The sequence below is a fragment of the Cellulomonas sp. URHD0024 genome, from assembly GCF_000426185.1.
Taxonomy (GTDB): domain Bacteria; phylum Actinomycetota; class Actinomycetes; order Actinomycetales; family Cellulomonadaceae; genus Cellulomonas.
On record NZ_AUEW01000013.1, the window covers coordinates 20875 to 44406 of the forward strand.

Consider the following 23532-nt stretch of genomic DNA (forward strand, 5'->3'; position numbering starts at 1 on the left):
CCACCCTGTCAGAGGCGGCCGGCCGCCTTGAGGGCCAGGTACGTGTCGGCAAGCTTGGGCGCGAGGTTGTCGGGGAGGGCGTCCAGGACCTCGACGCCGCGCTGACGCAGCCGTACCGCGACAGCGGCGCGTTCCAGGCCCACGCGCTCGGCCGCGGCGGCGTCGAACACCGCCGCGGCGTCGTGCCGGGCAGAGCGCAGAGCGTCCACCTCGGGATCCGCGACCGACGCCAGGACGACCTGGTGCCGCTCGGTCAGCTGGTTCACGACGCCCAGCAGCCCGTGCTCGACGGCCGCCGGGTCGAGCGCGCTCAGCAGGACGACGAGTGCGCGCTGGCTCAACCGCTGGCGCACCTGTCCGACGATCCCCGCCCAGTCGGCCTCGATGAGCTGCGGCTCGGCGAGCGCGAGGGCGTCGGCGAACGCCGGCATGACCCGCGGGCCGCTCTGACCGGCCACCCGACCGCGCACCGTGCGGTCGTAGACGATCAGCTCGACGCGGTCGCCGGCGCGGGTGGCCAGGGCCGCCAGCAGGAGCGCGGCCTCGATCGACGCGTCGATCCGGGGGGCGTCCTGGACGCGGACGGCCGAGGTCCTGGACGTGTCGAGGACGATCAGGACCCGTCGGTCGCGCTCCGGACGCCACGTGCGCACGACCACGTCGGCGCGCCGGGCCGTCGCCCGCCAGTCGATCGCGCGCACATCGTCGCCGATGACGTACTCGCGCAACGAGTCGAACTCCGTGCCCGGGCCACGGACCTGGACCGCGGCGCGTCCGTCGAGCTCGCGCAGACGGGCGAGCCTGCTCGGCAGGTGCTTGCGCGACGCGAACTCCGGCAGCACGCGCAGCCGACCGGGCACGGTCAGCGACGCCTGCCGGCCGGCGAGGCCGAGCGGACCGAACGTCCGGATCGTCACCAGGTCGGCGTGCGCGTCGCCCCGGCGGGTGGGTCGCAGGGTCGTGGTCACCCGGCGTCCGTCGCCGGCCGGGACCTCGATGCGATGCCGGTTGTCGTCGGCGCCGCTCGACGGGGGCCACGCGTCGCGCACGAGCGCACGAAGCTTGCGTCGGCCCACGTTGGTCAGTGTCAGCGTCGAGCGTGCGGCCTCCGTCAACCGCACGGACGACGGCACCTCGCGGCGCACGGCGACCTGCCGGGGCGACGCGGCGAGCAGCGCGTCCAGCACGCACACCACGAGCACCAGCACGGTCCAGAGCAGCACGGTGCCGGTCGCGGGCAGCAGGACGACCGCGAGGATCCCGGCAGCCGCGAGCGCGACCGCGCGCCACGTGACCGCCATCAGCGCTTCCCGTGGATCACGGGTGTCATCGAGGGACGGGTACGGACGCGAGGACCGTGTCGATCACGCTCTCCGTGCTGACGCCCTCGAGCTCGGCCTCCGCCCGTAGCTGGACGCGGTGGCGCAGCGTCGGGTGGGCGAGCGCCTTGACGTCGTCGGGCGTCACGAACGCGCGACCGGACAACCACGCCCAGGCGCGCGAGGTGCCGAGCAGCGCGGTGGCCCCACGCGGCGAGACGCCCAAGGACAGCGACGGGGAGCGCCGCGTGGCCCGGCACACGTCGACCGTGTACCCGAGCACCTCGGGCGACATCTGCACCCGTGCCACCTCGGTGCGCGCGGCCGCCAGCATCGACGGCGACGCCACCGGGCGCACGCCGGCGGCCTGCAGGTCGCGCGGGTCGAAGCCCGCCGAGTGCCGTCGGAGCACCTCGATCTCCTCGTGGCGCTCCGGCAGGCCGAGCACCAGCTTGAGCAGGAATCGGTCCAGCTGTGCCTCCGGCAGCGTGTACGTGCCCTCGTACTCGACCGGGTTCTGGGTCGCGATCACCAGGAAGGGGTCCGGGAGCGGGCGAGGCGTGCCGTCGACGGACACCTGCCGCTCCTCCATGGCCTCGAGCAGAGACGCCTGAGTCTTGGGAGGCGTCCGGTTGATCTCGTCAGCGAGCAGCAGGTTCGTGAACACCGGCCCCTCACGGAACGAGAACTCGGCCGTCCGTGCGTCGTAGACGAGAGAACCCGTGACGTCACCGGGCATGAGGTCGGGGGTGAACTGGACGCGCTTGGTCTGCAGCTCCAGCGCCGCCGAGAGGGTGCGCACGAGAAGCGTCTTGGCGACGCCGGGCACGCCTTCGAGCAGCACGTGCCCGCGGCACAGGAGGGCGATGATGAGGCCGCTGATCGCGGCGTCCTGCCCGACGACGGCCTTGGACACCTCCGTGCGCACCGCGGCGAGCGCGGCGCGCAGCTCCTGCGAGGGGCCGGACGTCTGGGGCCGTGCCGCAGGCGCCGCGGGGGCCGCCAGGGGCGCCGCCGGCGCGGGCGGGTGCCCCACCGGCGCCGCCGGCGGGGGTGGCGCGGCCGGCGGGTAGCCACCTGCGGGGGGCCACGCGCCCGGCTGGGCAGGAGCCGCGGCACGGTGCGGCGCCCGCGCCGGCGCCGGGCTGGGTGGTGCCGTCGGCGGCCACTGCTGGCTGTCGTCGCTCACGATCGGTGAACCTCGCTCTCGAGATGGTCCAGGTCCCGCGCAAGCTGCGCGAGCCCGTTGTCGTCTGTGGGGGGTGGCCCGTACAAGAGCGCCTCGACCTGGTCCGATCGGCGCCCGGACGCGCGGGCGAGCGCCTCGATGACGACCAGCGGCGCCGCGGAGCGCGGCAGTCCGAGACGGGCGCAGGACCGTGCCGCCGCGCCGGCGCGCAGTGCTGCGGCGGCATGCCCGTACGCGCGCGAGCGCCGGTACAGCCGACCGCGTCCGCGTGTGGTCTCACCGGCCCGGACGACGACCGGCATCTTCTCGGTCACGACGCGACCGAGCCGACGACCGCGCCACAGTGCCGCCACCGCGGCGACGAGCAGCAGCTGCAGGCCGACGACGTAGACCACCGGTGGGACGACGTCGGCGATCCCGGGGCGGGACGAGCCGCCGGCCTCGACGTCGTCGGGCGACGGGATGTACCAGACGAGCCGCTCGTGGCGACCGAGCATGCGCAGCACCAACGCGGCATTGCCCTCGTCCGCCAGCCGCTCGTTGGTCAGCGGTGCACGGTCCGTCAGCACCGCCACGCGCTGATCGTCGACGGTCGTGACACCGTAGGCGCCGCCCGCGCTGGTCGCCGAGCCGGGGGCCGGGAAGCACACCACTGCGGTGCCGTCGAGGGCCTGCAGGTAGCCCGTCGCCGTGATCGTCCCGGCAGCGACGGCGTCCGGGTCGTCGCACTCGGCCGTCCGCTTCTGGGGGATGCCGGTGGTCGAACCGGCCCCGAGCGAGCCCGTCAGCTCGCTGACGGCCCAGTCCGCGTCGACGAGCACGAGGTCCGCGCCGGTCTTGCGCAGCACGTCGGTGTGCGAGGTGTCGATCAACGCGTCCCCGACGAGCAGCACGGTCGAGTCCGGGCCGGCGAGCCTCTCGACGTCGGCGATCCTGCGGACGTAGCGGACGTCGACGCCCTGGTCGCCCAGGATCTGTGCCGCGGCGCGTGCGCCACCCGGGAGCGCGTTGTCCGGGGCGAGCGACGCCGTCGAGGTGACTGGTTCGGGCAGTGCGGCGAGGAGGCCGACGAGGCAGAGCAGCCCGAGGATGCCCAGAGGCATCCGCCACCGGCGCCAGCGCGATGCCGCGCGAGACCGTCCCGTGGTCCCGTCGCCGACGACGGGCGCGGCGTGGGTGGTGAGGACCGGTGCGCTCATCGGGGCACGCTCGGCACCGCATCGGCAGGAGCGGACGGCCGAGCGGCGCGGACGTGGGCGTCGAGCTCGCGGACGAGGGCGTCGTCGTCGGGCGTCGCCGACTCGTGGCCGTAGGCGACGGCGTCGAACAGCCGTCCGGCAGCGACCAGGTCCGTGCGCAGACCGGGCAGCCGGACGGCCGCGTCGTCGGCCGCCTCGTGCGCCGTCCGGGCCGGACGCTCGTCGAGCACCGTGCGCTCCTCGAGGCTGCGCACGACGGCCCGGAACCGCTCGAGCACGGCGAGCGTCCAGTCCTGGGCCTTCGCGGCCGCGTCGGCCGCACGACGGATCTGGTCGGAGGTCCGGCCGTCGCCGGCGTCGAGGACGCTGCGCTCGGACGCCACCCGTCGCGCGCGGCGCACGGGCCCGTTCACGAGGAACGCGACGACGACGACGGCTGCGATGAGGGCTACGACGACCGCGAGGGCGACCGGGCTGAGGCCGCTCGGGGTGCTGATCCCGGAGAGCTGCTCCGACAGCCACGTCAGCAGCCGGCTGAGCAGGGACGGGCGCTGGTGGTAGACGGGGTCGAGGAGCTCGTCGCTGGCCCAGCGCCGAGCGGTCGCGGCGTCGGGATCGACCGGGACGTCGCCCGCCAGCCCCAGCGCGCCCGCGACCGCCCGGGCCGGCAGGTTCACGCCTTCTGCTCCGCGGCCCGCGCGAGCTCGACGTCGAGACCCTCGCGACGCATCCGGACGTCGATGTAGAGCAGCGCCGTGACGGCGGCGACGAACGTCGTCGCGAGCGTCAGCGCGATCACGTTGGCGATGCCGTTGATGGCGATGGAGGCGAACGACCGGCCGCCGGTGTCGCCCATGAACAGCGAGGTGAACAGCTGCGCGGGAGCGGTGAAGATCGCCGCGATGATGCTGGACAGGACGCTGGTCAGCAACCAGATCCCGAACAGCCGCCAGAAGCTGCCACGGGTGAGCCTCCAGGCGCGCGCGACGGTCTTGCCGAACCCCTTGCCCTCGAGCATGAGAGCAGGCGGGACCAGGAGCGTCCGCACGCTCGCCCACAGCACGACGACCAGGTAGCCGAGGGAGCCGAGGAGGCCGAGCACGATGGCGAGCCCGAGGTACCCGTTCGCGCCGAGCAGGGCCACGACGGCGACCCCCGCCCCGACCACGACGACGGCCGCCACGATCACGAGCAGGGAGAAGGCGACGACGAGCCAGACGCGTCCGGACCGCAGGACGTCCCGGACGGACACGACCTGGCCGAGGACGGACCTGCTCACGGACACGATCAGCAGACCCGTGAGGATGGTTGTCGCGAGCTCCGTGATCGGCAGCGCGGACAGCTGGGCCACCGACGCGCTCATGCTCGAGCTGAACCCGTAGAGGCCCTCGGGATCCAGCTCCTCCGCGAGATCGGTGAACTGCGCCGAGAGGAGGCCCTGGACGTACCAGGTGATGAGGGACTGGAGCGCCACGGCGATCGTGACGACGATCGCGGACAGGCCGAACATCACCTTGGGGTTCGCGCGGATCGCGCGGAAGGCGCCGTCGTAGATCTCGCCGAGCCCTATCGGCCGCAGCGGGATGATCCCCGGCTGCAACGCCGGCGGCCGCCACGAGGCGCCAGGGGGCGGGGTCATCGGCTGTCCCCAGCCGGGCGCTCCGGGAGCCGCGACCCAGCCGGGCGGGGGCGACTGGGGCTGGCCGTAGCCGGGCGGAGGGGCCTGCTGGCCGTAGCCGGGCGGAGGGGCCTGCTGGCCGTAGCCGGGTGCAGGGGCCTGCTGGCCGTACGCGGGAGGGGCCGTCGGCTGTCCGTAGACCGGTGGGTAGCCCCCCGGCGGGACGTAGACGGGAGGCTCGTCGGGCGTCGGGTGCGGCGCAGGGGCTTCGGTGCCGGCCGGGGAGGTCCAGGCCGGTTCCTGCGGAACGTCGTCGTGCGGGCTCGTCATGCGAGCGCTGCTCCCTCGGCTCGGTTGTGCGTTCACGCGGGGGAGCCAGTTCCGGGCCCCCGCGGAGGAATCATCGTGCCATGGCGGCCGGTCCGCGGGAGACGCGACCGGGTGATCTGTGTGCGGTGTGCCGCATGGCAGACACGCTCACGCCTGGTACTGGCCTCCCCGCAGACGCTGGAGTGCGAGAATGCGCGCATGAAGGGACGCGTACTGGTGGTCGACGACGACACCGCGCTGGCCGAGATGATCGGCATCGTGCTGCGCTCTGAGGGTTTCGACCCGGTGTTCTGCGAGGACGGTGACGCGGCGCTGGGCGTGTTCCGGGCGACGCAGCCGGACCTCGTCCTGCTCGATCTCATGCTGCCGGGCAAGGACGGCAACGAGGTCTGTCGGCAGATCCGCGCCGAGTCCGGTGTGCCGATCGTGATGCTCACGGCGAAGAGCGACACGGTCGACCTGGTGCTGGGCCTGGAGTCCGGGGCCGACGACTACATCTCCAAGCCGTTCAAGCCCAAGGAGCTCGTCGCCCGGGTCCGTGCCCGGCTGCGGCGCAGCGACGAGCCCGCACCCGAGCACCTCTCCATCGGCGACGTGTCCATCGACGTCCCCGGTCACCGCGTCTCGCGTGCCGGCAGGCCCGTGTCGTTGACGCCTCTCGAGTTCGACCTCCTCGTGGCCCTGGCGCGCAAGCCGTGGCAGGTGTTCACCCGTGAGGTGCTGCTCGAGAAGGTCTGGGGGTACCGGCACGCCGCGGACACCCGCCTGGTCAACGTCCACGTGCAGCGGCTGCGCTCGAAGATCGAGAACGACCCGGAGCAGCCGGAGATCGTCGTGACCGTGCGTGGCGTCGGCTACAAGGCGGGCGTGGCTTCGACGTGATGGTCGTGCCGTGAGTGCGGCGGCGGCGCTCCCGTGCGGGTGAGAAGCGCGTGGCGGCTGGTCCGGGCGCGCACGATGCGGCGGGTCCGCTCGGCTGCGCACGCGTGGCGCAGCTCGCTGCAGGTCCGCGTCATCACCACCACGATGGCCATCGGCCTCGTCGCGCTCGCGGTCATCGGTGTCTACGTGAGCCAGCGCATGCGGGACGACATCTTCCAGTCCCGCGTCGACCAGGTGCTCGAGGAGAGTGCGCGCTCCACCAAGGTGGCGCAGGCGACGTTCGACGCCTCGACGGCTGCCACGGGCACGGACCTCCAACGCCAGCTGTTGCTCGTCGCGTCCGCGCAGCAGTCAGGCGGCTCGGGGGAGCGAGAGGTCTTCCTCCTGCAGGCGCCGCAGCAGAAGGGCGTCGCGGCCACGGGGGCGACCACCACCACCGACAAGTCCCTCCTCGGCCTGGTGAGCCAGGAGCTCCGGTTGGCGACGGCCACGGGCGGTCAGCACTGGCAGTCGGTCGCCTGGCCGACCGACGGGGGTGACGAGCCCGCCGTCATGGTCGGCCAGGACGTCGAGGTGCGCGGCGCGGGGACCTACCAGCTCTTCTTCCTCTACAGCCTTCAGGCGGAGCAGGACCGGCTCGACTTCCTCCAGCGCACGCTCCTGGTGGCGGCCCTGGCCCTCGTCGCGCTCCTCGGCAGCATGACCTGGCTCGTCACGCGGCAGGCGGTCCGGCCCGTGCGCCGCGCCGCCGAGGTGGCCGAACGACTCGCGGACGGTCACCTGTCCGAGCGGATGCCGGAGCGTGGCGAGGACGAGATGGCGACGCTCGCTCGATCGTTCAACGAGATGGCGGCCAGCCTGCAGGACCAGATCCACCGCATGGAAGACCTGTCGACGCTGCAACGGCGGTTCGTCTCGGACGTGTCGCACGAGCTGCGCACGCCGCTGACCACGGTCCGGATGGCCGGCGAGATGATCTACTCCGCCCGCGGCAGCTTCGACCCGGCGGTCAAGCGCTCGGCGGAGCTGCTGCAGACGCAGCTCGACCGGTTCGAGGAGCTGCTCGCCGACCTGCTCGAGATCAGCCGGTTCGATGCGGGCGCGGCGACGCTCGAAGCGGGTGGACGAGACGTTCGTGACGTGGTCGTCGCGGCCGTCGACCATGCCACCCCGCTCGCGGAGCGGCGCAGCACGTGGCTGCGGGTCTACGTGCCCGAGAAGCAGTGCGTGGCGGACATCGACCCCCGCCGCGTCGAGCGCATCCTGCGCAACCTGCTGGTGAACGCGATCGAGCACGCCGAGGGGACGGCGGTCGAGGTGACCGTGGGCGTCGACGCGCACGCGGTGGCCGTGACGGTCAGGGACCGCGGCGTCGGCATGACGCCCGACGAGGCGCAGCACGTGTTCGACCGGTTCTGGCGGGCGGACCCGGCCCGGGCGCGCACCACCGGCGGAACCGGGCTCGGGCTTGCCATCTCTCTCGAGGACGCCCACCTGCACGGCGGCTGGCTGGAGGCCTGGGGCAGGCCGGGTCGAGGGGCGTGCTTCCGCCTCACCCTGCCGCGGCGCGCCGGCATCCGGCTGACCGACTCGCCGCTGCCGCTGGTGCCGGACGAGACGCCGGACGTCGACGCGGTGCGCGTCCCGGTCGTGCGCGCGAGCACCGACCCCGCCTCGCTCCCGGACCTGGACCACGGGTCGGGCGATCACCCCGAGCCCGCCGACGAGCGCCAGGAGGTCCGATGAGGTCGCACCGTGTCCGGCGCGCGCAGGGTGGCGGACTTGCTGGTCTCGTCCTGCTGCTCGCGTCCGCATGCGCGGCGATCCCGATGTCGGGTCCCCCGCAGAAGAGCGAGATCAAGATCTCCACGCCGGCCGACATCCAGGTGCTGGCAGCCGGACCGGCCGAGGACGCCACGCCGCAGGAGATCGTGGACGGCTTTCTCGCCGCGAGCGCGGCCGGATTCTCCGACGACTTCGACACCGCCCGTGAGTACCTCGCGGGTGCGGCGAAGGTGAAGTGGCAGCCGCTCTCGGGCCAGGTCGTCGCAGGGCCCATCGCGTGGGCGCCGAGCGCGAGCGTCGCGGAGGTCGTCGGGGACGTCCCCGTGTCGGCCCGCGTGGACGGCGACGGACAGTACGTCGAGGCACCGCCGAACGCGGTCGAGTCCGTCACGTTCGACCTCGTCCAGGACGACAGCGACCAGTGGCGGATCTCCGGGCTGCCCGACGGACTGATCCTGCGGGATCAGGACTTCGAGCGGACCTTTCAGTCGACCCCGATCTACTTCCTCTCGCCGGACAAGACGTTCCTCGTGCCGGACACGCGGTGGCTGCCGAAGAAGAACCTGCAGACCGCCGTCGTCCAGGAGCTCTTGCAGGGCCCGTCGCCGTGGCTCAGTGATGCTGTGACCTCGGCGATCCCGGAGGGCGCCCAGCTGGATGCGGAGTCCGTGCTCCTGAACCGCGACGACGGCGTGGCCCACGTCGGGCTCAGCCCCCTGCTGGCCGTGACCCGGGCCGACACGCCACTGCTGCTCGCGCAGATCAACGAGAGCCTGCGACTGGTACCGGGGGTCGGGTCGGTCGAGGTCACCGCTGTGCCCGCCGGCGGGAACGCGGCTACCGACGGGGTGCCGCTCGTGGGCGACCCCGCGAAGCTGGATCACGGCACGGCGCCCGCAGGGAACGTCGAGTTCCTCCAGGCAGACCGGCTCGTCTCGCTCTCGCGCAGCGAGGTCGTGCCCGTCGGAGGCGTCGGCACGCTCGAGGGCCTGGACGCGCGGAGCCCCGCGGTCAGTGCCGACGGGTCGCTGCGCGTGCTGCTCTCCGGCCCCAACACGTTGGTGACCGCACCGACGCCCGAGACTCCGGCGCATGCCCTGTTCACGGGTGGCTCGCTCGCCGCACCGTCGATCGACCGCCTCGGCTGGACGTGGACGGCCTCGTCGAACGACGGGATCGTCGCGGTCAAGGCGGGCTCTCCGACGGTCTCCGTCCTCGCCGACTGGCTCACGGGCCGGATCGTGCGGGCGGTGCGGGTGTCGCCGGACGGCACCCGGCTGGCGGTGATCTCGTCGGGGGCCGACGGCGTCGCGATCCAGGTCTCCGGGATCATCCGCGACGAGTCGGGGGCACCGCAGCAGATCGGTGACGGGGTCCGGGCGGGTGCGTCGATGGTCGATGCCACGTCCGTCGTCTGGATCGACGAGTCGACGCTGGGTGTGCTCGGACGCAGCACCGGCAACATCGCGGTGCACCTGGTCCCGGTCTCGGGACCCACGCAGTCGTTGCCTGAGGTCGCTGACCCGACGGGCATGGCGGGTGGCATCGTGATCTACGTGACGACGCTCGACGGGAGCCTGCGCCGGTACGTCGACACCACCTGGGCGCCGGTCGCCGGCGTCACGGGAGCGTCCTACCCGAGCTATCCGGGCTGAGCCGTCCCCAGCCCGGCCGTCTCGTGCTCGGGAAGAACGGAGCGCCCGAACGTGACCGAGGGGCTCATGCTCGTCGCGTGACCTCGTTCCTGCGTGACCTCGTCGGGCTCCTGCTCCCGGTGGAGTGCGCGGGTTGCGGCCTCGACGACCTCCCGTGGTGCCCGGGGTGCGCCGCGCTCCTGTCCGGCGCTGCCTGGCGGTGCGAGAACCGGGCGCCGCGCCTGGACCGCATGGACGGGCGCGGCGCCCTCCCGGTGTGGACGCTCGCGGACTGCACCGGGGACGTCCGGCGGGCGATCATCGCGTGGAAGGACCGCGGCCGCGGCGACCTGACCGCACCGCTGGCGGACGCGATGGCCCGCCAGGCGGCACAGGTCGCGGGGGTCCTTGCGCCGGCCGCACCGCTCCTCGTGGTGCCGGCGCCGTCGACGGCGGCGTCGCGCAGACGTCGGGGCGGCAACCTCGTCGACGAGCTCGCGGCGGCGGTCGTCGAGGGTCTGCTCGCCGACGGTGTCCGGGCCGAGCTCGCGCCGGTCCTGAACCGCGCGAGCGGCGGCGACCAGGTCGGGCTCGGGGCTCGGGACCGGGCACGCAACCTCGCCGGGCAGCTCTCGGTGCCGGACCGCAAGACGCGGTGGGTGACCGGGCGAGCCGCGGTGATCGTGGACGACGTCCTGACCACCGGCGCGACGTTCGCGGCGTCGCGCCGGGCCCTCGAGCGAGCCGGCGGCGGCGTCGTCGCGGGCCTGACGCTCGCCTCGACCCCGGGGCCGTCCCGCCCTCCGGTCCTTCCGGACCGGCCCGTTGTCCGCCCCTCGGACGCCCGCGGGTGATCCCCGGCGTGGGAGTGGTCACGGGTGGGTCACGGGGTTAGCGTGGGGCCAGAGCCGGCGCCGGGCCGGGGTCGATCCGACGGATCGACCCGGATCGGCTGCGGGAGGAGGTGACGCCGCCCGACTGCCTTCAGGGCAGCCCAACGCATGTCATCCGGGCGGAAGAAACCCGCCCCCGACCTCGCAGGAGGCTCACATGGAGATCGTGGTTGCCGGCCGGCACACCGAAGTGCTCCCGAAGTACCGGGCGCACGTCGAGCAGAAGCTCGCAAAAGTCGAGCAGCTGGCCCCCCGCGCCCAGCGCATCGATGTCGTCGTGTCGCACGAGACGAACCCCCGCCAGTCCGGAAGCTCCGAACGCGTCGAGCTCACCGTGGTGGACCGAGGTCCCGTGATCCGCGCCGAAGCGTGCGCAGACGACAGGTACGCGGCCCTCGACATGGCGCTCAACAAGCTGCTCGAGCGGCTTCGCAGGACACGTGACCGGCGCAAGGACCACCGCAACCACACTCCGATCACCCCGCTGGACGTCCGCCCGCCCGAGCCTGAACCCGAGGTCCCGGAGCCGGTCGACCCGCTGGCGGCGGTGGAGACGACGCTCGGCGACTCGCCGGTGATCATCCGCGAGAAGGTGCACGCAGCCCACCCCATGACCGTCGACGACGCGCTCTACGAGATGGAGCTCGTCGGGCACGACTTCTTCCTGTTCATCGACGCCGAGACCGCGCAGCCGTCCGTCGCGTACCGCCGGCGCGGCTGGAGCTACGGCGTGATCAAGCTCGACACCGCCGTGTCGCACGCCCCGCAGGTCGCCGGCGTCGTCTGACGGCAGCTCTGCGCGCCCGAGCACGCCACGGATGCGACGACGCCCGGCCCACCGGCCGGGCGTCGTCGTGTCCGTGCGGGTGTGTGCCCGTCGGGGCGCCGCGTGTCGGAGGTCGACGGCAGGATTGCCCCGTGACCGCCGAACGCCTCAGCCTGTCGCAGGCCCGACGCATCGCCCTGCGCGCGCAGGGCCTCGACGCGCCGCGGCCGCTACGGGGTGCACCACCGACGATGCGGCAGTTCCAGCAGGTGGTCGACCGGCTCGGCGTCCTGCAGATCGACTCCGTCAACGTCCTCGCCCGGGCGCACCTGATGCCGACGTTCTCGCGGATCGGCGCCTACGACACGTCGCTGCTCGACGCGGCCGCGGGACGGGCGCCGCGCAGGCTCGTCGAGACGTGGGCCCACATGGCCTCGTTCGTCCCACCCGAGACCTACCGGCTCCTCGACTGGCGCCGGCGCGCCTACCGCAGCGAGGCGTGGGGCTCGATCGCCGAGGTGCCGTTGAAGCGCGCACCGGTCCTGGCGGAGGTCCGGGAGATCATCGCGTCGCGGGGGCCCGTCACGGCGCGCGAGGTCCAGGAGTCGTTCGAGGCCGACCATCCGACCACCCGCACCGAGTGGGGCTGGAACTGGACGGTGGCCAAACGAGTGCTCGAGTTCCTGTTCTTCACGGGCGAGGTCACGTCGGCGGGTCGCAACGGCGCGTTCGAGCGCCGGTACGACCTGACGTCGCGCGTGATCCCGCCCGACGTCCTCGCCGCGGCCGAAACGCCGGAGGCCGACTGCGTCCGGGCCCTGGTCGAGATCGGAGCCCGGGCGCACGGCATCGGCACCCTGCGCAGCTTCGCGGACTACTTCCGCGTCAAGCAGGCCCCTGCGGCGCGGGCCGTCGCCGAGCTGGTCGAAGAGGGCAAGCTCGTCGAGGTCACTGTCGACGGGTGGGACGAGGGCCGGGTCTGGCGGCACCGCGACGCGAGCCTGCCACGACGAGCGACCGGGCGTGCGCTGCTCAACCCGTTCGATCCGCTCGTCTTCGAGCGACGCCGCGTCGAGGCGCTCTTCGGGCTGCGGTACCGGATCGAGATCTACGTTCCCGAGCCGCAACGGGTCTGGGGGTACTACGTGCTGCCGTTCCTGCTGGGTGAGTCGCTCCCGGCGCTCGTCGACCTCAAGGCCGACCGTCAGGCCGGTGTCCTGCGGGTCCAGGCGGCCCACCGCAGCCCGGGATCGCAGGCGCACGTCGTCGAGGAGCTGGCGACGGAGCTGCACGAGCTCGCCGCCTGGTTGGGTCTGGGCGAGGTCGTCGTCGCCGACCGTGGGGACCTCGCCGCGCCGCTGAAGGCTGCGGTCCGGTGAACGGCCGCTCTCTTCGACGTCCGAGAGCGGTGCCGCACGGCACCCGGACCAGCGTCGTCGCTGCCGGTCGCGCGCGTTCACGCTGGGCAGAACCCCTCCCGGGCAACCTGGCCGTGGATCTTCGCCCACGCCCGGTCGGCTCGCCTACGATGGACGGGCCCGGCCGTGCGGCCGGCACCCAAGCCGCTCCGACGCCGCGCGCGCCCGGAGTGCGAACACGTCGGGAGTAGTGCGTGCCAGCGATCCTCGAGAAGGTCCTGCGCCTCGGTGAAGGCCGGATCGTCAAGAAGCTGTCGGGCATCGCCCAGCAGGTCAACACCCTGGAGGACAGCTTCGTCGCGCTGTCCGACGCCGAGCTGCGCGAGGAGACCGACCGGTTCCGTGCGCGCCTCGCGGACGGGGAGTCCATGGACGATCTGCTCGCCGAGGCGTTCGCGGCGGTGCGCGAGGCCGCACGCCGCACGCTCGGCCAGCGACACTTCGACGTCCAGCTCATGGGTGGCGCGGCGCTGCACCTCGGCAACATCGCCGAGATGAAGACCGGCGAGGGCAAGACCCTCGTGGCCACAGCCCCGGCGTACCTGAACGCGCTGGCCGGCAAGGGCGTCCACGTCGTCACGGTCAACGACTACCTGGCCAGCTACCAGTCCGAGCTCATGGGCCGCGTCTACCGGTTCCTCGGCCTGACCAGCGGCGTCATCCTCTCGACGCAGACCCCGGCGGATCGTCGCGAGCAGTACGCGGCCGACATCACCTACGGCACGAACAACGAGTTCGGGTTCGACTACCTGCGCGACAACATGGCGTGGAGCACCGACGAGCTCGTCCAGCGCGGTCACAACTTCGCGATCGTCGACGAGGTCGACTCGATCCTCATCGACGAGGCGCGCACGCCGCTGATCATCTCCGGCCCCGCCTCGGGCGACGCCAACCGCTGGTACGCCGAGTTCGCCAAGGTCACCCGCCGCCTGCAGGCCGAGCGTGACTACGAGGTCGACGAGAAGAAGCGCACCATCGGCGTGCTCGAGCCCGGCATCGAGCGGGTCGAGGACTACCTGGGAATCGAGAACCTGTACGAGTCGCTGAACACGCCGCTCATCGGGTTCCTCAACAACGCGATCAAGGCCCAGGAGCTGTTCAAGCGCGACAAGGACTACGTCGTGATGAACGGCGAGGTCCTGATCGTCGACGAGCACACAGGCCGCATCCTGCCCGGCCGCCGCTACAACGAGGGCATGCACCAGGCGATCGAGGCCAAGGAGGGCGTGGCCATCAAGGCCGAGAACCAGACCCTCGCCACGATCACGCTGCAGAACTACTTCCGGCTCTACGGCAAGCTCTCGGGCATGACCGGAACCGCCGAGACGGAGGCGGCGGAGTTCCAGGGCACCTACAACCTCGGCGTCGTGCCCATCCCGACGAACCGCGAGATGCAGCGCATCGACCAGCGCGACTTCGTCTACAAGAGCGAGGACGGCAAGTTCGACGCCGTGGTCGCCGACATCGTCGAACGGCACGCGAAGGGCCAGCCGGTCCTGGTGGGCACGACGAGCGTCGAGAAGAGCGAGCTGCTGTCGAGCAAGCTCAAGAAGCAGGGCGTCCCGCACGAGGTCCTGAACGCCAAGCACCACGCGCGTGAGGCGTCGATCGTGGCGCAGGCGGGTCGCAAGGGCGCTGTCACGGTCGCGACGAACATGGCCGGCCGCGGTACGGACATCATGCTGGGCGGCAACGCCGAGTTCATGGCCGTCGAGGATCTGGCGTCCCGCGGGCTCGACCCGGCGGAGAATGCCGAGGAGTACGAGGCCGCGTGGCCGTTCGCCCTCGCGAAGGCCAAGGAGTCGGTGGCGGCGGAGCACGACGAGGTCGCCGAGCTGGGCGGGCTCTACGTGCTCGGCACCGAGCGGCACGAGTCGCGCCGCATCGACAACCAGCTGCGTGGCCGGTCCGGCCGTCAGGGCGACCCGGGGGAGTCCCGGTTCTATCTGTCGATGCAGGACGACCTGATGCGCCTGTTCAACTCCGGTCTGGCGGAGTCGATGATGACGCGGGCCGGGTTCCCGGAGGACATGCCGCTGGAGTCCAAGATCGTCACGCGTGGTATCCAGTCCGCGCAGTCGCAGGTCGAGTCCCGTAACTTCGAGATCCGCAAGAACGTCCTGAAGTACGACGACGTGATGTCCCGTCAGCGCGAGGTCGTCTACAAGGAGCGTCGACGCGTCCTGCAGGGTGAGGACCTTCACCTGCAGATCACGCACTTCCGCGAGGACGTCCTGACCGACTACATCGCCGCGGCGACCGCCGAGGGGCGTCCGGAAGACTGGGACCTGGACGCTCTCTGGACCGCCCTGAAGGCCGTGTACCCGGTCTCGATCACGCCGGACGAGGTGGTCGAGGAGGCAGGGGGACCGACCCGCCTCTCTGCGGACCTCATCAAGCGCGAGATCCTCTCGGACGCCGAGGTGGCCTACGCCGAGCGTGAGGAGAAGATCGGCGAGGAGAACATGCGCCAGCTCGAGCGGCGCGTGACCCTGTCGGTCCTCGACCGCAAGTGGCGCGAGCACCTCTACGAGATGGACTACCTCAAGGAGGGCATCGGCTTGCGGGCGATGGCCCAGCGCGACCCGCTGGTCGAGTACCAGCGCGAGGGGTTCCAGCTCTTCAACGCGATGAACGACGCGATCAAGGAGGAGACGATCGGCTACCTGTTCAACCTGGAGGTCCAGGTGCAGGAAGCGGCCCCGCCGGCCGTCTCGCTCGACTCCGTCGTCGCTGCCGCTTCTGGTCCCGGTGCGGCGGCCGCCGATCGGCCTGCCGCGGGCAAGCTCGTCGCGAAGGGCATCGACGGCCCGGCGGAGCAGGCGCCGCTGCAGTACTCGGCGCCGTCGGTCGACGGTGACGGTGGTGTGGTCACGCGTGGAACGAGCCCGTCCGGGAACAACGGCGGCACGCCCGCGTCCGGTTCCACCGACGGCTCGGGCAACCGTGAGGAACGCCGGAAGGCGGCAAAGCAGCAGCGCAAGCGCTGACGATCGACGCGGCTGGCCCGTCCACCTCCCGCGGTGGGCGGGCCATCGCTGTGCTCGCGCACGTCCCCGGTTTCGAGCGCCTCGCTGGCCGAACGTGCTCCCGCACCTCGTCAGCCGATCTCGAGGGCCGTCGCACGCCAGGCGCCGCGGTGCGCCTCGAGACGGAGTGCGACTGCCCGCACGCGGCCGGAGTCGTCGGCGACGACGCTGACCTCGTGCGCCGTCGCGACGATCGGGCTCAGCCGGAACCGTCTGACCACCGGCCGCCGAACGCCTCGTGGCGCCTGCACGACGCGCGCAGCCAGGGCGCTGCGCACCCGGATCGCCTCGTAGACCCCTGGCGCGAGCCAGCGGGCGAGCTGGGCGACCGGTCGGCGCCCCGCGAGCACCTCCAACGCCGCCAGCGCGATCGAGCACCCGACGGCAGCGGGGTCGGCCGACGGGACCGCGCTCGGGAGGTCGGTGTCGTCGGTCGTGGCGGCGCTCTCCAGTGCCCGCAGGACCGAGACCCGCGCCGTGAGCGTCGGGGCGGGCGGGTGCGCGGGTTCCGTGGCGAGGGGGACACGTGCCTTGGGCGGGTCCGGGACCAGTCGGATCCGAGGTTCGGCAGCCGGGATCGGCTCCGCGCCGAGCACCACGAACGCGTCCTCCGCGCTCGATGCCGTCAGGTCGAGCGCAACGGCGCTCATGACGAGGCCCCGTCGAGCGTGATCGGCGCAGTGAGCTCCTGACCGGCGACGATCAGGCCCGGATCGGGTCCGATCACGGTCGCGTTCGCGTGGTACCACTGCGGCCACGACGCGGCGATCTCGGCGTCACTCGCATCCGGTGCAAGGTGGCGGGCCGCGATCGCCCACAGGCTGTCGCCCGCGACGACGACGACGTCGCCGGTTCGCGCCTCCCGGTTCGTGCCTGCTGCAGGGGCTGGCGTCTGCGCAGCGGCGGGGGCTGCCGCTTGCGGTGCGGGGGCGACAGGCGTCGACACCGGTGCCGGGAGCGGCGTCGCTGGCGCCGGGAGCGGCGTCGCTGGCGCCAGTTCCGGCGTCGCTGGGGTCGAGACCGGCGTCGCTGGGGTGGGGACGGCCGAGGTCGCGGTCGGCGCACTGCCCGACGCAGCGGTGGGGACGTCGACTGGTGGAGCGGCCGTGGCGGGCGTGGGCCCGGGTGCAGCAGCGTCGGCAGGTGTGGTGACGGCCCAACCGAAGTCGTCGGCCGTGACGCTCGATGCCGCGGCCGTCGCGGTGGGAGGGGGTGTCGGCGCGACTGCTGCGGAGGCGCCTGTCGCAGCGCCGAGCCCGATGCTCGCGCCGACCACGAGGACGAGCGATCGGCGCACGACGGTCGGCGCGCACCGGTGCACGACGCGTTCTCCCAGGTGCCAGCTCGACCCGACGAGGCGCGCGGCCAGGCAGCCCAGTGCGAGGAGCGCGGACGCGGCGAGCCACCCGGCGACGAGCGCACCGGTCCCGCAGACGGCGATCTCGACGAGAGAGTCGACGGTACGAACCGACGACGCGGTGGCCAGCGTGTGCGCCCGGGTCGCCAGGCCGTATGCCAGCGCGCAGCCGACGAGCGTCGCGACGACGAGCCCGAGCGTCGTCGTCGCGATCGTCGGTCGGTGCGACCGGACGTGAGGAACCGGTGGAGCGGTCGCGCTCCGGGGAGCGGCGTCGATCGCCATGATTGACCCTCGATCGTGTCGTTTGATGCAGTTTGATCTGCCTTGAGGGTCATAGATGTACCTGAATGTCCGAGTTGTGTCCACTCCTGCCGTGGTGAGTGCCCGACGAACCCGCGCAGTGCTGCACCTCAGCACGGGGAGCCAGAACCTGACCGTGGACTCGGCGGCGCGCCCCGGAGCCGGTGGCGTGCGCCGCCGCTGCGTCCCCTACGGTGCTCGGATGCGGTGGGAGCAGCTGTTCGAAGACATGGAGGCCCAGCTGGCGGCGGGTCGGCTCGCGGACGTGCGCGCGGACGTCGCCGAGCTGGCTCGGGCCGAGCGTGCGTCGGTGACGCTCTCGGCGCGGGTGCGTGCGTCCGTCGGGCGGACGGTGCGCCTACGGATCGGCGAGGAGCAACCGATCACGGGGACGGTGGTGGAGGGGGCCCCCGAGTGGGTGCTCCTGGCGACGTCGTCGACCCGTCGCAGCCTCGTCCCGGTGGCCGCGATCGCGGCGGTGGACGGGCTCGTCCACGATGCTGCGCCCGCACCGGGGCTCGTCGAGTCTCGGCTGGGGCTCGGTCAGGTGCTGCGAGCGTTGGCGCGGGACCGTGTCGGGGTGCGCGTCAATGCTCGTGGCGTCGAGGTGATCGGCCGGATCGACAGGGTCGGCGCCGACCACCTGGACGTCACGGAGGTGGGCACGCCGGGACGGCCCACGATCTGGGCCGTGCCGTTCGACGGGCTCCGCGTCGTGCACGAGGCGTGAGCCACGCGCGGCCGCGCGTCTCCCCGGAGCGGACGTGGCCGGTCGCCTGCGGTCAGCCGGCGTCGGTGCTCGACGTCGCTTCCGACGAGTTGCGGGCGCGCGTCTCCTCGTACATGCGCTGGATGTACTTCTCCAGCTCCGCCGACTCGATGCGCCACTGCAGCCGGCCACCGATCTGGATGGCCGGCAGCTCACCGGAGCGCACGAGGGCGTAGGCCTGCGGGGCCGAGATGTTGAGGACCTCGGTGACGTCCGCGAGGGTCAGGAACCGCGAAGGCATGACCGCAGTCTGGCACGCAGTGGCGCCGGAACCGGTTTGTCCACAATGCTCCGTTCTCGCCCGCGGAGTGCGTTCCGCGCGGCAGGATGGCCGTCCGGCACCGGACGGCAGGCGGAACAGGGAGACATGGACACCAGCGTGATCGATCTGCCCGCGCCCGTCGCGGCGCGGCTGCGTCGGCCCGGCTGGCGCGACCCGCGTCTGCTCGCGGGCATCGCCATGGTCGCGGCCTCGGTGCTGCTGGGGTCGTGGGTCGTGCGGACCGCGCAGGCGACCGTCCCCGTCTACGTGTCGCGTGCGGCCCTCGTCCCGGGGGACCGGCTCGAGGCGAGCCGGCTCGCCGTCGTCGACGTCCGCCTGGGCACGGTGAACCTCCGCCACTATCTGCGCGCCGACGAGCCCCTCACCGACGGGGTCGTCGTGCGGGTCGTCGGTCGGGGCGAGCTCGTTCCGGCCTCGGCGATCGGGGACGCCGGCGAGCTCGACCTGCGGCCGGTGTCGGTCACGCTGGAGCGCACGCCGTCGCAGGACGTGACGGCCGGCGCGCAGGTCGACCTCTGGCTCACGCCGACGCCGCCCACCGGTGAGGACGTCGCTCCCGCGAGGCCGCAGCAGCTGGCGACGAACCTCGTCGTGGCCGAGGTGACCACGCAGGACGGTGCCTTCAGCGTCGGCGGAGGGACGCAGGTCCAGGTGCTCGTGCCGAGCGCGCAGCTGCCGGTCATCCTCGGGGCGCTCGCGGCCGACGGCACCATCGACGTGGTGCCCGTCCCGGGCACGGGGCGCTGACGTGTCGGTCGGGGTGCTGTGCGCGGTGCAGGGCTCCGCGGAGTCGATCATCGTGCAGGCCGTCGAGCGCACGGGAGGCCGACTGAGCGTCACCCGCCGATGTGCCGACCTGACCGAGCTGCTCGCGGCAGCGGAGGCGGGGCTGGGGAGGCTGGCGGTCGTCTCGGGAGACCTGGACCTGCTCGACCGCGAAGCCGTAGAGCTCCTGCACCGGGCCGGCGTGCGGGTGGTGGGCGTCGGTGACGTGACGCGGCCCTGGCTCGGCGAACGGCTCGCGGCGCTCGGCGCCGATCTCGTCGTCATGGAGCCGCAGGACGACGACGCAGGCGGCGCGATGGTCCGCGAGGCGCTCGCGATCCTCGAGTCGGGCGGTGGCCCGGAGTCCGCCCTCCCGCCGCCCGAGGAGGTGCCCGTCCGTCGTCCCGCTGCCGGGCTGGTCGTCGCCGTGTGGGGTCCGACAGGGGCGCCGGGTCGGACGACGGTCGCGGTCAACGTCGCCGCCGAGCTGGCTGCGGCGGGGCGCCGAACGCTCCTGGTCGATGCGGACACCTACGGCGGCTGCGTCGCGCAGGTGGTCGGGATGCTCGACGAGGCACCCGGGCTGGCCGCAGCGGCGCGTGCCGCGGGCCAGGGCGCTCTCGACCTGATGGCGCTCGCGCGCCTCACCCCGCAGATCTCGCCCGACCTGCGCGTGCTGTCCGGCATCTCGCGCGCCGATCGCTGGCCGGAGCTGCCCTCGTCGTCGCTCGATGCCGTGTGGGCCGTCTCGCGTGCGCTGTGCGAGTGGACGGTGATCGACTGCGGCTTCAACCTCGAGCAGGACGAGCTGTTGAGCTACGACACCCGGGCTCCGCGTCGCAACGCCGCGACCCTCAGCGCGCTGGAGGCCGCCGACGTCGTCCTCGTCGTCGGCTCTGGCGATCCGGTGGGCATCCAGCGCCTCGTGCGCGGCCTGAGCGAGCTCACGGACCTCGGGCTCGGCGGAACCCGGATGGTCCTGGTCAACCGCGTCCGGGCGTCGGTCGCCGGGGCGCACCCGGGCGACGCCGTGCAGCAGGCCCTCGCGCGGTACGCGGGTGTGGCCGACGCGCACCTCGTCCCTGACGACCGGCCCTCGCTCGACGCCGCGCTCCTCGAGGCCCGCACGCTGAGGGAGGTCGCACCCGGCTCGCCCGCGAGGCGAGCCCTGGCCGCGGTCGCCGCGCAGGTGGACGTGATGCTGGCGCCGGTCGCCGCGGCCGTCGCCGGCTGACTGCGGTCGTCAACGAGCCGACGGGTTTCTGGCGTGGGAGTCGCCCGATCCGGCGGAGGCGGGGTCGGGTTCTGGCGCGGGAGCGGACCGATGCGCGCTGCGCCGGGCACACTGGGCGGGTGCGCATCTACGTTCCCGCGACCCTCGACCAGATCGAGCCCGCAGCAGGCCCGCTGACCCCGCGTCGGGTGCATGCCGTCACGCCGGCGCTCCGGGAGATGTTTCCCGACGAGGACGACGAGGGTCTCGAGTTCGCGGCCCAGCTGGCGGCAGCCGACGACTCGCTCGCCCTGCTGGGTGAGCTCCCCGGCGCGCCGCGTGCGCGGCTCGTGGTGTCGGTCGACGTGTCGCAGGACGACGTGCGCCCGCTGCTCGACGACGACGAGGTCCCGAGTGCTCTGGACCTGCTGCGCGCGGTGGACCTCGAGGACATCGCATGCGTCCACGTGGACGAGCCGGGGGTGGGAGTCGACGTCGATGCGGCGATCAGCGGAGACGACGCGGCGATCGAGCGCCTCGACGAGCGCGACCTGCTCTGGTACGACGCCTCCGAGCTGGGCGCCATCCCGCGTTGAGGGTGGCCTTCGTCACGCAACGGGGGCCTGGTTGGACCCTGCCCCCGCGACCGGGTAGTGTTCACCGCCGGTACGACGTCCGGCTGCACACAGGTCCGCCCCGCCAGGCGACCCGCGCGCGCCGGGCGTTATACCCCCATGGGGTATGGTGTAATTGGCAGCACGACTGATTCTGGTTCAGTTAGTCTAGGTTCGAGTCCTGGTACCCCAGCGCGGCACGTGCCGTTCTGAAGTGCAGTTTCGGTGCACCGAGGTGCATCGGGTAAAGTGTTCACTCGCAAGCGAGGCCCACGGGTCCCGCAGCGTATAGGCCCCCGTTGTGTAGCGGCCTAGCACGCCGCCCTCTCACGGCGGTAGCGCCGGTTCGAATCCGGTCGGGGGTACGTAGAGAAAGGCCCGGTCCTGGAGGACCGGGCCTTTGTCGTTCCCGGGCAACCCACGCGGGCCGGTGATCGATCACGTCTGCTGATCGGTGGCGATGCGCACGCGTCGTTGGACGTCCCGCGATGCCGGCACCAGACTCGTCCCATGACCTCGGTCCTCAGCCTCGCCCCGCGCCGCACGGCGCTGGCCAGCCACGTGCTGGTCGTCGTGCCGCGTGCGTGTCGACGCTGTCCGGACTCGATGTCGAGCCACAGCCTCTCGCGCCGCTGATCTCGCGCCGCCCGCTGTCGCCCGTCGGCTGAGCCGACCAGGCCCCCGTCGTGGGGCCCTCCACGCACGTGCACGACACCCGCCTGCCCTGAGCCGTCTCCGGTGCGGTCGGGCGTCGGTGCTGCGCGCACCCAGGAAGCGACCACCGAACACCACACCAGGAGCATCATCGTGACCACTCGTCAGCTCAAGCTCGGCGCCGTCCTCATGGGCGTCGGCGGCCCGGGGCAGCACGCCACCTGGCTCAGCCCCGAGATCCCCGGCAACGCCAGCGTCGACATCCACTGGTACATCGAGCGGGCCCGACAGGCCGAGGCCGCCAAGTTCGACCTCGTCTTCATCGTCGACAGCCAGTTCATCACCCCCGACTCGCCGCACCACTACCTCAACCGCCTCGAGCCGTTGACGCTCCTGTCGGCCCTCGCCGTGAGCACCAGCAACATCGGGCTCGTCGGCACCCTGACCACCTCGTACAACGAGCCGTTCAACGTGGCCCGACGCCTGGGCTCCCTGGACGTGATCAGCGGAGGCCGTGCCGGCTGGAACGTCGTGGCGACGGGGGACGGCGGAACCGCGGGCAACTACAGCCGCGACGAGCACTTCGACTACGCCACCCGATACGGCCGAGCGCTCGAGCACGTGAACGTGGTCAAGGGCCTGTGGGACTCCTACGAGGACGACGCGTTCCCGCGGGACAAGGAGAACGGCGTGTTCTTAGACCGCACCCGCCAGCACCAGCTGAACCACAAGGGTGAGTACTTCTCGGTCGTCGGTCCGCTGAACATCGAGCGCTCGCGGCAGGGACATCCGGTGATCTTCCAGGCGGGCGACTCCGACGAGGGCCGCGACCTGGGTGCGACGATCGCCGACGCGATCTTCACGCACGCACCGACCCTGGAAGCGGGCCAGGCGTTCTACCAGGACATCAAGGCGCGGGCCGTCGCGCAGGGGCGCGACCCGGAGCACGTCCTGATCCTGCCGGGCGTCTTCCCGATCATCGGGGACACCGACGAGGACGCGCGCGCCAAGGAGCAGGCGATCCTCGGGAGCAAGAGCTTCGAGCGGGCGCTCGCGGAGTTCGGGCGTCCGTTCGGCTGGCACGACTTCTCGCAGTACGACCTCGACGCACCGTTCCCGGAGGTCGGCGACCTCGGCGACCGGAGCTTCAAGACCCAGGCCGAGCGGATCAAGGCGCTGGCCAAGGAGAACAGCTACACGCTGCGGCAGGTCGTCGAGGTCGTCTCGACGAGTCGCCGCTCGCCCTTCGTCGGCTCCGCTCTGACGGTCGCCGACGAGATCCAGCGCTGGTTCGAGGGCCGGGCGTTGGACGGCCTGAACATCCACACCAGCGTGCCGAGCGAGTTCGCCCGCTTCACCGACGAGGTGCTCCCGATCCTGCGAGAGCGCGGGATCGTCCGCAGCGAGTACGAGTCCACGACGCTGCGCGGCAACCTCGGGCTGCCCGTCCCGGAGAACGTCCACACGGCCGCCCGCGCGGATCAGCGCCAGCCGTCCCTCGTCTGACACAGC

At 72.5% G+C, this 23532-nt stretch carries 21 protein-coding genes and 2 tRNA genes; 15 read left to right on the plus strand and 8 right to left on the minus strand.

The features are described 5' to 3' along the window. Nucleotides 1–8: 8 nt before the first annotated feature. From I847_RS0114110 to I847_RS0114130, 5 genes are all read right to left on the minus strand, one after another. On the minus strand, nt 9–1301 hold the full coding sequence (locus I847_RS0114110) for a DUF58 domain-containing protein (RefSeq protein ID WP_028050212.1): 1293 nt from the start codon (nt 1299–1301) through the stop codon (nt 9–11). Between the two features lie 25 nt (nt 1302–1326). Continuing rightward, the gene (locus tag I847_RS0114115) at nt 1327–2355 is read right to left on the minus strand and encodes a MoxR family ATPase (RefSeq protein ID WP_028050213.1); all 1029 of its coding nucleotides are present in this window, start codon (nt 2353–2355) and stop codon (nt 1327–1329) included. Nucleotides 2356–2504: 149 nt separating this feature from the next. Then, nucleotides 2505–3707, minus strand: a complete 1203-nt coding sequence (locus I847_RS0114120) for a DUF4350 domain-containing protein (protein WP_028050214.1) — start codon at nt 3705–3707, stop codon at nt 2505–2507. Further along, nucleotides 3704–4384, minus strand: coding sequence for a DUF4129 domain-containing protein (locus I847_RS0114125; RefSeq protein ID WP_051274915.1), 681 nt, complete (start codon nt 4382–4384; stop codon nt 3704–3706). Before I847_RS0114125 ends, I847_RS0114120 begins: the two co-directional genes overlap by 4 nt. Next, on the minus strand, nt 4381–5655 hold the full coding sequence (locus I847_RS0114130) for a proline-rich domain-containing protein (RefSeq protein WP_028050216.1): 1275 nt from the start codon (nt 5653–5655) through the stop codon (nt 4381–4383). The genes I847_RS0114125 and I847_RS0114130 overlap by 4 nt, the downstream gene beginning before the upstream one ends. A gap of 198 nt (nt 5656–5853) precedes the next feature. On the opposite strand from I847_RS0114130, the gene mtrA reads away from it, so the two are divergent. From mtrA to secA, 7 genes are all read left to right on the plus strand, one after another. Beyond that, entirely contained in the window at nt 5854–6537 is a 684-nt protein-coding gene (gene mtrA / locus I847_RS0114135; protein ID WP_028050217.1) for an MtrAB system response regulator MtrA, read from the plus strand. A 75-nt stretch (nt 6538–6612) separates the two neighbouring features. Then, nucleotides 6613–8283: an MtrAB system histidine kinase MtrB gene (mtrB, locus tag I847_RS23820; protein ID WP_051274929.1), complete on the plus strand. Its 1671-nt coding sequence runs from the start codon at nt 6613–6615 to the stop codon at nt 8281–8283. Beyond that, nucleotides 8280–9977 (plus strand): LpqB family beta-propeller domain-containing protein, encoded by a 1698-nt coding sequence (locus I847_RS0114145; RefSeq protein ID WP_028050218.1) that lies wholly within the window; start codon nt 8280–8282, stop codon nt 9975–9977. Before mtrB ends, I847_RS0114145 begins: the two co-directional genes overlap by 4 nt. A gap of 77 nt (nt 9978–10054) precedes the next feature. Further along, nucleotides 10055–10810, plus strand: a complete 756-nt coding sequence (locus I847_RS23825; RefSeq protein WP_034610372.1) for a ComF family protein — start codon at nt 10055–10057, stop codon at nt 10808–10810. A gap of 196 nt (nt 10811–11006) precedes the next feature. Beyond that, nucleotides 11007–11636 carry a ribosome hibernation-promoting factor, HPF/YfiA family gene (gene hpf, locus I847_RS0114155; protein WP_028050219.1) on the plus strand — a complete coding sequence of 210 codons (630 nt, stop codon included), beginning with the start codon at nt 11007–11009 and terminating at the stop codon, nt 11634–11636. Between the two features lie 131 nt (nt 11637–11767). Continuing rightward, nucleotides 11768–12994 carry a winged helix-turn-helix domain-containing protein gene (locus tag I847_RS0114160; RefSeq protein ID WP_034610375.1) on the plus strand — a complete coding sequence of 409 codons (1227 nt, stop codon included), beginning with the start codon at nt 11768–11770 and terminating at the stop codon, nt 12992–12994. Between the two features lie 233 nt (nt 12995–13227). Continuing rightward, nucleotides 13228–16023, plus strand: a complete 2796-nt coding sequence (gene secA, locus I847_RS0114165) for a preprotein translocase subunit SecA (RefSeq protein ID WP_028050221.1) — start codon at nt 13228–13230, stop codon at nt 16021–16023. Between the two features lie 110 nt (nt 16024–16133). On the opposite strand, the gene I847_RS25760 is transcribed toward secA, so the two are convergent. Both I847_RS25760 and I847_RS27615 read right to left on the minus strand, forming a co-directional pair. Then, nucleotides 16134–16712 carry an Rv3235 family protein gene (locus I847_RS25760; RefSeq protein ID WP_051274916.1) on the minus strand — a complete coding sequence of 193 codons (579 nt, stop codon included), beginning with the start codon at nt 16710–16712 and terminating at the stop codon, nt 16134–16136. Then, nucleotides 16709–17704: a LysM peptidoglycan-binding domain-containing protein gene (locus I847_RS27615; RefSeq protein ID WP_028050223.1), complete on the minus strand. Its 996-nt coding sequence runs from the start codon at nt 17702–17704 to the stop codon at nt 16709–16711. Before I847_RS27615 ends, I847_RS25760 begins: the two co-directional genes overlap by 4 nt. A 220-nt stretch (nt 17705–17924) precedes the next feature. Between I847_RS27615 and I847_RS23830 the strand changes: the two genes are divergently transcribed. After that, the gene (locus I847_RS23830) at nt 17925–18452 is read left to right on the plus strand and encodes a hypothetical protein (protein WP_034610410.1); all 528 of its coding nucleotides are present in this window, start codon (nt 17925–17927) and stop codon (nt 18450–18452) included. A 52-nt stretch (nt 18453–18504) separates the two neighbouring features. Here I847_RS23830 and I847_RS0114185 read toward each other — a convergent pair whose 3' ends face one another. Next, nucleotides 18505–18732 carry a helix-turn-helix domain-containing protein gene (locus I847_RS0114185; protein WP_028050224.1) on the minus strand — a complete coding sequence of 76 codons (228 nt, stop codon included), beginning with the start codon at nt 18730–18732 and terminating at the stop codon, nt 18505–18507. 126 nt (nt 18733–18858) lie between these two features. On the opposite strand from I847_RS0114185, the gene I847_RS0114190 reads away from it, so the two are divergent. The 7 genes from I847_RS0114190 (at nt 18859) to I847_RS0114220 (ending at nt 23526) form a co-directional block, all read left to right on the plus strand. Continuing rightward, the gene (locus tag I847_RS0114190) at nt 18859–19521 is read left to right on the plus strand and encodes a hypothetical protein (protein ID WP_028050225.1); all 663 of its coding nucleotides are present in this window, start codon (nt 18859–18861) and stop codon (nt 19519–19521) included. Between the two features lies 1 nt (nt 19522). Beyond that, a complete protein-coding gene (locus tag I847_RS0114195) occupies nt 19523–20773 on the plus strand; it encodes a hypothetical protein (protein ID WP_028050226.1) in 1251 nt (416 codons plus the stop codon). Nucleotides 20774–20892: 119 nt separating this feature from the next. After that, entirely contained in the window at nt 20893–21348 is a 456-nt protein-coding gene (locus I847_RS0114200; protein WP_028050227.1) for a hypothetical protein, read from the plus strand. A gap of 139 nt (nt 21349–21487) precedes the next feature. Further along, nucleotides 21488–21559: transfer RNA gene (locus I847_RS0114205), tRNA-Gln, on the plus strand. Between the two features lie 99 nt (nt 21560–21658). Next, nucleotides 21659–21731 (plus strand) — tRNA-Glu (locus I847_RS0114210). 145 nt (nt 21732–21876) lie between these two features. Continuing rightward, nucleotides 21877–22002, plus strand: coding sequence for a hypothetical protein (locus tag I847_RS27570; RefSeq protein WP_255346397.1), 126 nt, complete (start codon nt 21877–21879; stop codon nt 22000–22002). A gap of 171 nt (nt 22003–22173) precedes the next feature. Beyond that, a complete protein-coding gene (locus I847_RS0114220) occupies nt 22174–23526 on the plus strand; it encodes an LLM class flavin-dependent oxidoreductase (protein ID WP_028050228.1) in 1353 nt (450 codons plus the stop codon). The last annotated feature ends 6 nt before the right edge of the window (nt 23527–23532 follow it).

Excerpts from the sequence above, each read along its gene's own strand:
- I847_RS25760 (WP_051274916.1), bottom strand. The coding sequence starts at position 16,712 with ATGAGCGCCGTTGCGCTCGACCTGACGGCATCGAGCGCGGAGGACGCG.
- I847_RS27570 (WP_255346397.1), top strand. The coding sequence starts at position 21,877 with ATGACCTCGGTCCTCAGCCTCGCCCCGCGCCGCACGGCGCTGGCCAGC.
- I847_RS0114120 (WP_028050214.1), bottom strand. The coding sequence starts at position 3,707 with ATGAGCGCACCGGTCCTCACCACCCACGCCGCGCCCGTCGTCGGCGAC.
- I847_RS0114190 (WP_028050225.1), top strand. The coding sequence starts at position 18,859 with ATGGACACCAGCGTGATCGATCTGCCCGCGCCCGTCGCGGCGCGGCTG.
- I847_RS0114185 (WP_028050224.1), bottom strand. The coding sequence starts at position 18,732 with ATGCCTTCGCGGTTCCTGACCCTCGCGGACGTCACCGAGGTCCTCAAC.
- mtrA (WP_028050217.1), top strand. The coding sequence starts at position 5,854 with ATGAAGGGACGCGTACTGGTGGTCGACGACGACACCGCGCTGGCCGAG.
- I847_RS0114110 (WP_028050212.1), bottom strand. The coding sequence starts at position 1,301 with ATGGCGGTCACGTGGCGCGCGGTCGCGCTCGCGGCTGCCGGGATCCTC.
- I847_RS0114145 (WP_028050218.1), top strand. The coding sequence starts at position 8,280 with ATGAGGTCGCACCGTGTCCGGCGCGCGCAGGGTGGCGGACTTGCTGGT.
- I847_RS27615 (WP_028050223.1), bottom strand. The coding sequence starts at position 17,704 with ATGGCGATCGACGCCGCTCCCCGGAGCGCGACCGCTCCACCGGTTCCT.
- hpf (WP_028050219.1), top strand. The coding sequence starts at position 11,007 with ATGGAGATCGTGGTTGCCGGCCGGCACACCGAAGTGCTCCCGAAGTAC.
- I847_RS23830 (WP_034610410.1), top strand. The coding sequence starts at position 17,925 with ATGCGGTGGGAGCAGCTGTTCGAAGACATGGAGGCCCAGCTGGCGGCG.
- I847_RS0114130 (WP_028050216.1), bottom strand. The coding sequence starts at position 5,655 with ATGACGAGCCCGCACGACGACGTTCCGCAGGAACCGGCCTGGACCTCC.
- mtrB (WP_051274929.1), top strand. The coding sequence starts at position 6,613 with ATGCGGCGGGTCCGCTCGGCTGCGCACGCGTGGCGCAGCTCGCTGCAG.